At 67.6% G+C, this 9,639-nt stretch carries 8 protein-coding genes; 3 read left to right on the top strand and 5 right to left on the bottom strand.

Annotated elements, in window-relative coordinates:
* On the top strand, positions 1-257 hold a 257-nt coding region (locus ACO2Q2_RS09575), incomplete at its 5' end, for an IS4 family transposase (protein ID WP_423255540.1).
* A 108-nt stretch (positions 258-365) separates the two neighbouring features.
* On the opposite strand, the gene ACO2Q2_RS09570 is transcribed toward ACO2Q2_RS09575, so the two are convergent.
* Entirely contained in the window at positions 366-1,121 is a 756-nt protein-coding gene (locus tag ACO2Q2_RS09570) for a Bax inhibitor-1/YccA family protein (RefSeq protein ID WP_423255544.1), read from the bottom strand.
* Positions 1,122-1,522: 401 nt separating this feature from the next.
* On the opposite strand from ACO2Q2_RS09570, the gene ppk1 reads away from it, so the two are divergent.
* Positions 1,523-3,676 (top strand): polyphosphate kinase 1, encoded by a 2,154-nt coding sequence (ppk1, locus tag ACO2Q2_RS09565; RefSeq protein WP_423255539.1) that lies wholly within the window; start codon positions 1,523-1,525, stop codon positions 3,674-3,676.
* A gap of 14 nt (positions 3,677-3,690) precedes the next feature.
* Here ppk1 and ACO2Q2_RS09560 read toward each other — a convergent pair whose 3' ends face one another.
* A complete protein-coding gene (locus tag ACO2Q2_RS09560) occupies positions 3,691-4,257 on the bottom strand; it encodes an NADPH-dependent FMN reductase (RefSeq protein ID WP_423255538.1) in 567 nt (188 codons plus the stop codon).
* Between the two features lie 395 nt (positions 4,258-4,652).
* Between ACO2Q2_RS09560 and ACO2Q2_RS09555 the strand changes: the two genes are divergently transcribed.
* Positions 4,653-6,365, top strand: a complete 1,713-nt coding sequence (locus ACO2Q2_RS09555; protein ID WP_423255537.1) for a diguanylate cyclase — start codon at positions 4,653-4,655, stop codon at positions 6,363-6,365.
* A 15-nt stretch (positions 6,366-6,380) separates the two neighbouring features.
* Here ACO2Q2_RS09555 and ACO2Q2_RS09550 read toward each other — a convergent pair whose 3' ends face one another.
* From ACO2Q2_RS09550 to ACO2Q2_RS09540, 3 genes are read right to left on the bottom strand one after another with little or no spacing between them, the layout of a single operon-like run.
* A complete protein-coding gene (locus tag ACO2Q2_RS09550; protein ID WP_423255536.1) occupies positions 6,381-8,648 on the bottom strand; it encodes a thiamine pyrophosphate-dependent enzyme in 2,268 nt (755 codons plus the stop codon).
* Between the two features lie 43 nt (positions 8,649-8,691).
* Positions 8,692-9,198 carry a hypothetical protein gene (locus ACO2Q2_RS09545; protein WP_423255535.1) on the bottom strand — a complete coding sequence of 169 codons (507 nt, stop codon included), beginning with the start codon at positions 9,196-9,198 and terminating at the stop codon, positions 8,692-8,694.
* The gene (locus tag ACO2Q2_RS09540; protein ID WP_423255534.1) at positions 9,195-9,461 is read right to left on the bottom strand and encodes a hypothetical protein; all 267 of its coding nucleotides are present in this window, start codon (positions 9,459-9,461) and stop codon (positions 9,195-9,197) included. Before ACO2Q2_RS09540 ends, ACO2Q2_RS09545 begins: the two co-directional genes overlap by 4 nt.
* Positions 9,462-9,639: the final 178 nt, after the last annotated feature.

Here is a 9,639-nt window from a genome sequence, read left to right as displayed (position 1 = left end):
ATGAGGCCGCGCCGGAGCCCACGCCACTGAGTCCGGACGAATGGCGTGTGTTATGGGTCTCCACCGAGCACAGTGCACCACCCGCGCAAACGCCGCCAGCCGCGTGGGCGTATCGAGCCCTCGCCAAAATGGGCGGCTTTACCGACACCAAACGCACCGGCCGGCCCGGCTGGGACACGCTCTGGTATGGCTGGTTCCGGCTGCAGGAACGGCTGGAGGGCTATTGGCTCAGCAAGCAGATACCGGCGGAGATGTGATCAAGAGACAGCCCTCGGGGAGGGGCTAAGCCCGCGCGGTTTTCCGCATTCCGCAAAAAGGCCGGCATCACGCCGGCCTTTTCAATGCGCGCTGATCGCAAGCCCGCCTCAGCGACGCGCCTTGGACAGCAGGCGCAGGATTTCCATGTACAGCCACACCAGCGTGACCATCAGCGCGAACGCGCCGAACCACTCCATGTACTTCGGCGCGCCCTGCGCAGCGCCCCGCTCGATCATGTCGAAGTCGAGCACCAGGTTCAGCGCGGCCAGGCCCACCACCAGCAAGCTGAAGCCGATGCCCATCAACCCGGACTCGTGGATGAAGGGAATCTGGATGCTGGTGAACGCGCGCAGGCCGATGTCCACCAGGTAAAGCAGCGCGATGCCGCCGGTGGCCGCCACCACGCCCATGCGGAACTTGTCGGTAACCTTGATCACCCCGGTGCGATAAAGCAGCAGCATCGCCGCGAGCACGCCCACGGTAAGCATGATCGCCTGCACCACGATGCCCGGAAACCGCAACTCCATGAAGGCGGAGATGCCGCCAAGTGCGAAACCCTCGGCGATCGCGTACAGCGGCGCGGTGATGCCGGACCAGCGCGGCGCGAAGCTCGACACCAGCGCCAGCACGAAACCGACGATCAAACCGCCCCACAGGAACGGCGACACCTCGGCCATCGCGGCAGCAAGGTTGCCGCCGACGGCCGCTTCGGCGAAGCGGTTCCAGGTCCAGCTGCCAGTGACGACGGCCAGCAGCAGCAACAGGCCCGTCTTGGCGATGGTGCCGTTCATCGTCATCTGCTCGCCGACGGCGAACGGGCCCTGGAAGACTTTCGGCTGCAGGACGGGATTGCTCGAACGCATGGTCGCCAGCTCCTTGAAGTTCACGCCGCGCACCACGCACGGCCTGCTCATGCTAACCGCAACTGCACAAGGCGGTATACGCCGGCTACGCTACGCGACCGGTGCCCGCCGGAAAGCGATCCGAGAACCTCGAAAAACTCGAAATAAGGCTCGTCACGAACAAAGAGCGGTTTTTCGAGGTCCCCATCTGGGCAACACTATCGATTCCACCTGCATGGTCCTTCGACTTCGCTTCGCCACGCTCAGGACGAACGGGTGGCCTGGACGGTTCATGGACCGGATCCATGACAGGGGCTTCCCTGCTTGCCCTACTGTCACATGGACGTCAATCGGGCAGACCAGCATGTCCACTTGATGACACTACGCCCCAGCAACGCACCCGCCCACTGCCCTCGTCACCCATGACCCAGCGCAAGAAACCCGCCCCGCCTGTCCAGCCCGCTGCAGCCACCCCGCCGGTGGAAGCGGCCAGCGCGGTCGACCTGACCGATCGCTCGCTGTACATCCATCGCGAGCTGTCGCAGCTGCAGTTCAACATCCGCGTGCTCGACCAGGCGCTGGACGAGGGCACGCCGCTGCAGGAGCGGCTGAAGTTCCTGCTGATCTTCTCCAGCAACATGGACGAGTTCTTCGAGATCCGCGTGGCCGAACTGAAGGACCAGATCGCCTTCGACCACGAGCTGGTCGGGCCGGACGGCATCGCGCCGAAGCAGGCGCTGGCGATGATCAGCGAGATCGCGCACCGGCAGATCGAGCGCCAGTACAACATCCTCAACGAGCGCATCCTCCCCGCGCTGGCCGCGCAGGGCATCCGCATCATCCGCCGCAACGAGTGGACACTGAAGCAGAAGCAGTGGGTGCGCCGCTACTTCCGGCACGAGGTGGCCCCGCTGATCACGCCGATCGGGCTGGACCCCACCCACCCGTTTCCGCTGCTGGTGAACAAGAGCCTCAACTTCATCGTGCAGTTGGAGGGCGTGGACGCATTCGGCCGCGACTCGGGCCTGGCCATCGTGCCGGCGCCGCGCGTGCTGCCGCGGCTGATGCGCCTGCCCGACGACATCTGCGAGGGCGGCGAGAACCACGTGCTGCTGTCGTCGGTGATCCATGCCCACGTCGACGAACTGTTCCCCGGCATGCAGGTGCACGGCTGCTACCAGTTCCGGCTGACCCGCAACGCCGACCTCACCATCGACCCGGAAGACGTCGACGACCTGGCGCGCGCCCTGCGCGGCGGCCTGTACACGCGCCGCTTCGGCGATGCGGTGCGGCTGGAAGTGGCCGACAACTGTCCCAAGCTGCTGATCGACTATCTGCTCAAGCAGTTCGGGCTCACTGCCGCCGAACTTTACGAGGTGAACGGCGCGGTGAACCTGTCGCGCCTGTTCGGCGTGGCCAACAAGGCGGGCTTCCCGCATTTGCAGTTCCGTCCCTTCACGCCCTCGATCCCCAGGCAGCTGAAGAAGTCCGACGACATCTTCGCCTGTCTGAGCCGGCAGGACGTGCTGCTGCTGCATCCGTACGAGTCGTTCACCCCGGTGGTCGACCTGCTGCGCCAGGCGGCCAAGGATCCGGCCGTACTGGCGATCAAGCAGACGCTGTACCGCAGCGGCGCCACCTCGGAAATCGTCGATGCGCTGGTGGATGCGGCGCGTGCCGGCAAGGAGGTCACTGCGGTGATCGAGCTGCGCGCGCGCTTCGACGAGGAGTCCAACCTCACCCTCGCCTCGCGCCTGCAGCAGGCCGGCGCGGTGGTGATCTACGGCGTGGTGGGGGTGAAGACGCATGCCAAGCTGATGCTGATCCAGCGCCGCGAAGGCAGCGAACTGGTGCGCTACGCGCACCTGGGCACCGGCAACTACCACACCGGCAACGCGCGCCTGTACACCGACTACAGCCTGCTCACCTCCGATCCGGTGCTGTGCGAGGACGTGCACAAGCTGTTCAGCCAGCTCACCGGCATGGGCAAGGTGCAGCCGATGAAGAAGCTGCTGCATGCGCCGTTCACGCTGAAGAAGACCCTGCTCGACCTGATCGCCCGTGAGACGGCGCACGCCGAAGCCGGCCGGCCGGCGCAGATCATCATCAAGGTCAATGCGGTGACCGATGCCAAGATGATCCGCGCGCTGTACAAGGCCAGCATGGCCGGAGTGAAGATCGACCTGATCGTGCGCGGAATGTGCTGCCTGCGCCCGGGCGTGCCCGGGGTGTCGCACAACATCCGCGTGCGCTCGATCATCGGCCGCTTCCTGGAACACAGCCGCGTGTACTGGTTCGCCAACGGCGGCGAGGAGAAGCTCTACCTCGCCAGCGCCGATCTGATGGAACGCAACCTCGACCGGCGCATCGAAACCGGCTTCCCCATCGAGGGCAAGAAGCTGATCCAGCGGGTACGCCGCGAGCTGGACCTGTACCTGGCCGACAACGCCAGCGCCTCGCTGCTGCAACCGGACGGCAGCTACCTGCGTGCACAACCGGCGAACGGGCAGAGCCCGCGCAACGTGCAGCACCAGTTGCTGGAGAAACTCTGCGGCAGCGGCGCGACGGCGAGCTGATCAGCGCTGGCCGATCACATCTGCCGGCCCACGTGCGCGCGGACCCAGTCGGCATAACGGTCGACGAAGCCCTGCAGGAACTTCCGCGTGTCCTCGCTGGCAACCTGGCCCTCCTCGTCGATCAGCCCGTCGTTCCTGAACTGCACGAACACCTCCGGCTGCGCCAGTACCGCCACGTCGAGATAGGCCAGCATGTTGCGCAGATGCTGCTGCGCCAGCGCGCTGCCGGTGGCGCCAATCGAGGCACCGGCCACCGCCCCCGGCTTGCCGGCGAAGGAGTTGGTACCCCACGGTCGCGAGGCGATGTCGAGCGCGTTCTTCAGCACGCCCGGGATTGAGCGGTTGTATTCGGGCGTGACGAACAGCAGCGCGTCGGCTTTTTCCACCTGTTGCTTGAGTGCGCGGCAGGCGGACGGATAGGCGCTGTCGAAGTCCTGGTTGTAGAGCGGCAGGGCATCGATTGCGACCGGATCGAAGCGCAGGTCATCAGGTGCCAGCCGCTGCACGGCCAGCGCCAGCCGGCGGTTGATCGATGCCTTGCGCAGGCTGCCCACGAATACGGCGACAGACAAGATGGTCATGAAGATCTCCCGGAGTTGGGCGGCCCAGGTGGAACGAGCCGCATGCAACGGATGGAAAGCTGCCCGCCGCGGCACTGCGGGGCGCGACGGACGGGGACAGCATTCCAGCGCAACGGCAAAGCCCCCGTGACGAAAGCGCCGGCCTCCCGCTGACCGCTGCCGCCGTACAATCCCCGTCGTGGCACGGTTCCTGCTGCGCCGGGATACAGGCCTACGCGGCGTCAGGCCTTGCGCCCGCCGACAGGGCCGTCGGACCTTGGCACGCTGAGCGGCCAATGTCCGCTTGCGCATGAGTTCGTGGCCGTATCACGCACTGCATGTCTGGGGCACCATGCGTCACGACCGGGAGACGGATGTTCATGACAGGGTCGGCAATCAACAGGCCAGCAGGGCGGATGTGCTGGGCGCAGCGGGCACTGTGTGCGCTCGCCCTGCTGTGCAGCGGCTACCTGCATGCCGCCACGCCGCTGGCCGGCGCCTGGCGGGACGTGCGCGAGGGCGACACCCCGTCCCGGGTGATGAAGGACTTCCGCCAGGGCAGCATGCATCGTTTCGACCCGACCCTGCTGCAGCGCCTGCCGCAGGGAGAGCTGGGCAGTTGGGTGGTGCTCGATCCGCAACCGCCGTGGGTGCAGGAGGAGCGCGTGCTGAGCATCTACCCGCCGCCGCTGGGCATAGTGACCCTTTATGACCACAACGGACCCGGCGTTGCACTTGCGCTGGATGATTTCCAGGCGGCGGTGCACGGCCATGGCCGGCTCGCCTTCCTGCTTGGACGCGAGTTGCAGGCGTCCGCACCGCTGCTGCTGAAGTTCGAGCCGTCCGCGCGCATCGCCGCCCCGGTGAGCTTCCGTCTGCAGGGCTGGGCCAGCTATCTGAGGCAGGACGCGCGCTGGCTGGTGTTCGCCACCGCCGCCCTCGCCGTAATGCTGGCGATGGCGCTGATGGCGCTGTGCTTCGCGCTGATCCTGCGCGACGTCACCTTCGGCTGGTACGCCGGCTACATCCTCTGCTATGCGCTGATCCAGGGCATCCAGACGGGTTTCGTCTACCATCCGTTGGAACTGGAATGGCTGGCCGGGCTGTCGATCACCGTGGGGTCTGCCGCGGTGGCGCTGTCCGTGGCCTTCGCCTCGCTGTTCATGATCCGCTTCTGCGAGTTGCAGCGCTTTGCCCCGCTGCTGCGCATCCCCGTGCTGGCGCTGGCAGTGGGCATGGTGGCGGTGGTGCTGATGCGTTGCAGCCAGGTCGACACACTGGAGGCGGCCGGGCAACTGCTGGTCAATCCGCTGCTTACCATCGGTGCCACACTGCTGCTGTTGGCCGCGATCGTCGCCGCGCTGCGTGGCTCGCGCCACTCGTGGTTCTTCCTCGCCGGATGGACGCCGCTGCTGGCACTCACCGCGCTGACCAGCGCTCAGATCAGTGGCGCCCTGCCGGGCCTGGCGTGGCTCAACGACGCCAGCCTGGCCGCCGGCGCGTTCGAGGCGGTGGTGTTGTCGTTCGGCCTGGCTGACCGCGCCCTGATGATCCGCCGCGATCGCGACGAAGTGCGCGTGCTGGCCGACAAGGATTCGCTGACCCAGGTGCTCAACCGGCGCGCCTGGAACGAGGCGGCGATCCGGGCGATGAGCGCACCTTCGCCGCGACCGCAGTCGCTGCTGTTCCTGGACCTGGATCATTTCAAGATCCTCAACGACCGCCGCGGTCATGCCGCCGGCGACGAGGCGCTGGTGGCGGTATCGCACGCCCTGCGCGAAGAACTGCGTCCGGCGGACCTGTTCGGCCGCTATGGTGGTGAGGAATTCGTCGCCCTGCTCGACGGTGCCGGCGCGGAAGAGGCGATGCAGGTTGCCACGCGGCTGTGTCGGCGCATCCACCGGCTGGAAATTCCGGTGGACAGCGAGCATCCCCAGCTCACCGCGAGCATCGGCGTGGCGGTGCGCCGCCCGCACGACTCGATCGACAGCCTGGTCGCCCGCGCCGACCAGGCGATGTACGACGCCAAGCTCAACGGCCGCAACCGCGCCAGCCTGCAGCGGCGCGAGGAATCGGCCGCCCAGCGCCGCATCACGCGCACCGGCCGCGTACCGCAACGCGCGCCCTGAACGCGGTAGCCGCAGTCAGCGCAATTCACGCGCCGCGGCCACCACGTCGGCCTCGCCCGGCAGCACCAGGAAGGCGGCACCGGCCAGCGGGGTGAAGGTGTCGGCGCCCACCACCCGCTTCAGCGGCGTGGCGCCGTAGCCGGCCTCGACGATCGCGGTGATCACGCCCTCGCCCACGCCCGCGCTCCTGCGTCCCTCGTCCAGCACCACGATGCGCCTGGCACTCTTCGCCTGCGCGGCGATGAAGGCATCGTTGAGCGGCGCCAGCCAGCGCAGGTCGACCACGCGCACCTTCCACGTCAGCTCGGCCTCGAGGGTGCGCGCCGCGCGCAGCGCCATCGGCACGCCGTTGCCGAAGGTGAACACCACCAGGTCGTCGGCGTCCTCGTGGTATACGCGCCCCTCGCCCAGCGTCATCGCCTCGCCGGGCGCGGGATAGGCGAACTGCCATTGGCCGTCGCCGGCCTCGTACAGATCCTTGGTCATGTACAGCGCGATCGGTTCGAGGAAGGCGCAGACGCGGCCGTCGACCTTGGCCAGCGCCATCATCGTGCGCAGCATGGCGGCCGCATCGTCGCCGCGACTTGCGCAGCCCACCACCAGGCCGGGGATGTCGCGCAGCGCGGCGATCGAGTTGTCGTTGTGGAAATGCCCGCCGAAGCCGCGCTGGTAACCGAGCGAGGCGATCCGCACCACCATCGGGTTGCGGAACTGGTCGTTGGAAAAGAACTGCAGGCTGGCCGCCTCGCCGCGGATCTGGTCGCCGGCGTTGTGGAAATACGCCAGGTACTGGATCTCCGGAATCGGCAGGAGTCCCATGTTGGCGTAGCCCTGGGCCAGGCCGAGGATGATCGTCTCGTCCAGCAGCGTATTGAACACGCGCTTGTTGCCGAACGCCTTGTGCAGGCCCTTGGTCACCGTGTACACGCCGCCCTTCTGCGCCACGTCCTCGCCAAACAGCAGCGACTCGGGGTACTTGGCCATGAGGTCGTGCAGCGCCTGGCCGATCTGGATCGCCAGATGCCGCGGTGGCTGGTTTTCCGGCAGCCTGGCCTCGCCGCCGAACGCCTTGAGGCGCGCCTCGGCGTAGTCGGTGCGCCCGGCCTCGGCCTTCACCCTGGCCGGCGAATACGGCGCCAGCGGCGCCATCACGTCGTCGAGGCGCTCCAGCTTGGGCCGGCGGTCGGCTTCTTCCGCGGCGGCGAAACAGCGCTTGCGGGTCGCTTCGTAGAGGTTGAGCAGGTCGTCCTTCGAGTACAGGCCCGACTCCAGCGCGATCGCCGCCGAGCGCAGCAATGGGTCGGTGGACTCCACCGCCACCAGCTCCTCGATCGAGCGCCACTCGATCTCGAAATCGGTGCCGGCGTGGCCCATCACGCGGGTGGTCTTCAGGTGCAGGAAGGTCGGCCGGCGCGTGCGGCGGCAGTGCTCCACCGCGCGCTGCACCTGCGCGTAGCCTTCGGCCAGGTCCAGGCCGTCGGCGAAGAAGTAGTCCAGATCCGGGCGCGAACGGAAATTGCGCGCCACCCAGCCGGTCGGTGTCTTCACCGAGATGCCGATGCCGTTGTCCTCGCACACGAACAGCACCGGCGCGGGCAGCTTTTGGTAGGCGGTCCAGCCCGCCGCGTTGAACGCGGTCTGCGCGGTGGCGTGATTGCTGGACGCATCGCCGAACGAGCAGATCGCGATGGAGTCGTCCGGAATCGGCAAGCTGTGGCCGATGCGCCGCGCGTGATCGATGGCGACCGCGGTGCCCAGCGCCTTGGGCAGGTGCGAGGCGATCGTCGAGGTCTGCGGCAGCACCCAGAGCGGCCTGGAACCCCAAACTTTGTGTCGGCCGCCGGAAGCCGGGTCGTCCTTGCTGGCGGCGAACGACAGCGCCGAGTCCATCACCGGGTCCATACCCGGCAGCTTGCGAAAACGCTCGGCCATGAAGCCGCCGGAGCGGTAGTGCAGGAACGCCGGGTCGGTGTGGCGGGTGAGCCGCGCCACCATCGCGTTGCCTTCGTGGCCAGACGAGCCGATCGTGTAGAACACCTTGTTCTGCACGCGCAGCGCGCGCGCCATCAGGTCGAGGTGGCGGCTGATCAGCTGCGACTCCAGCAGCTCGCGGAAGCCGCGCGCATCCAGCGCGCTGTCCGGCAGCACCGGCGCGTCGTCACGCGGCGCGGCACGCACCTCGCCCTGCCACAGCTGCACGAACTCGGTGAAGTTCTGATCGACGATCTCGGCGCGGTTGAAGCCCTTGTGGCGGGCGGTGATGGCGAACGGAATGGCGGTCATGGCGGGATTCGTCTTGGAGGCGGAAAGCGGCGGCAGGCAGCCGTCAGGAAGAGGCAACGATCGGCAATACGGAAGATGGCTGGCGCAGCGCGAGCAAGGCGGCGGCACGCACACGGTCCTTGTCGCGGCCGAAGGATTCGAACAGGCGGATCTGCTCGTCCAGCGCGGGCACCGGCACGGCCAGCCCTGCCAGCCCGACCAGCACCAGCTTGCCGGGCGATACCGGCTGCCACCCCGCGTCGCCGTGGAGTTCCAGGTCGCCCATCACTTCCACCGGCAGGCCGGGAAAGCGGAAGCGGGCGAAATGCGAGCGGAAGCGGTCGCCGTCGGCGGGCGCATGGGCGGTGTCGCGCCACTCGGCCCAGCGCGCCATCAACGCGGCGGCATCGGCACGCGAGAGCAGCACGTCGACATCGGTCACGGCCACCTCGGCACCGAGCATCCGCGCGCCGGCGCTGCCGATCACGCACCACGGCTCGGCGCAGTGCACGTAGAGCTCGGGCACCAGCTCGCTGAGCGCGACGAACAGCGCGGGCGGCACGTGGCTCATGCGCGGCGCCGTTTCCACGCCGTCCAGCTCTGGCCCCAGACCTCGACGGGCAGGTCCTGGAACGGCTCGGGCAAATGCCCCGGCCCGCGCAGGCTGGAACCCAGCCGCCGGGCGACCTCCTGCGAGGCGAGATGGTCCGGCGCGATGGTGTGGATCACTTCGGTCCAGCCAAGCTGGTCGAATGCCCAGCCCTTGAAATCCTCCGCCCGGGTCGGACGCAGGATCAGGCGGTCGGTTTCGATACGGAGGTCTTGCCAGCTCATGCTAGGGACCCTCTGGCCCGGAATATCTGTTCGCCCTCACCGTCATTCCGGCGAAAGCCGGAGGCGCTTCTTCAACAGCCGCAGGGCTGGTCATCCAGCGTCTCTCCACCGTGACGGCAAAGGCACTGGATCCCAGCTTGCGCTGGGATGACGCTGAGGATGGTCCTTGCACCAACCG

It is taken from the genome of Dyella sp. KRB-257, from assembly GCF_049445995.1.
GTDB lineage: Bacteria > Pseudomonadota > Gammaproteobacteria > Xanthomonadales > Rhodanobacteraceae > Dyella_A.
This window is presented reverse-complemented; position numbering and strand designations above follow the sequence as displayed.

Bases quoted from the DNA above. Each gene is read 5' to 3' on its own strand.
- ACO2Q2_RS09570 (WP_423255544.1), bottom strand. From the start codon at position 1,121: ATGCGTTCGAGCAATCCCGTCCTGCAGCCGAAAGTCTTCCAGGGCCCG.
- ACO2Q2_RS09555 (WP_423255537.1), top strand. From the start codon at position 4,653: ATGTGCTGGGCGCAGCGGGCACTGTGTGCGCTCGCCCTGCTGTGCAGC.
- ACO2Q2_RS09540 (WP_423255534.1), bottom strand. From the start codon at position 9,461: ATGAGCTGGCAAGACCTCCGTATCGAAACCGACCGCCTGATCCTGCGT.
- ACO2Q2_RS09550 (WP_423255536.1), bottom strand. From the start codon at position 8,648: ATGACCGCCATTCCGTTCGCCATCACCGCCCGCCACAAGGGCTTCAAC.
- ACO2Q2_RS09560 (WP_423255538.1), bottom strand. From the start codon at position 4,257: ATGACCATCTTGTCTGTCGCCGTATTCGTGGGCAGCCTGCGCAAGGCA.
- ppk1 (WP_423255539.1), top strand. From the start codon at position 1,523: ATGACCCAGCGCAAGAAACCCGCCCCGCCTGTCCAGCCCGCTGCAGCC.
- ACO2Q2_RS09545 (WP_423255535.1), bottom strand. From the start codon at position 9,198: ATGAGCCACGTGCCGCCCGCGCTGTTCGTCGCGCTCAGCGAGCTGGTG.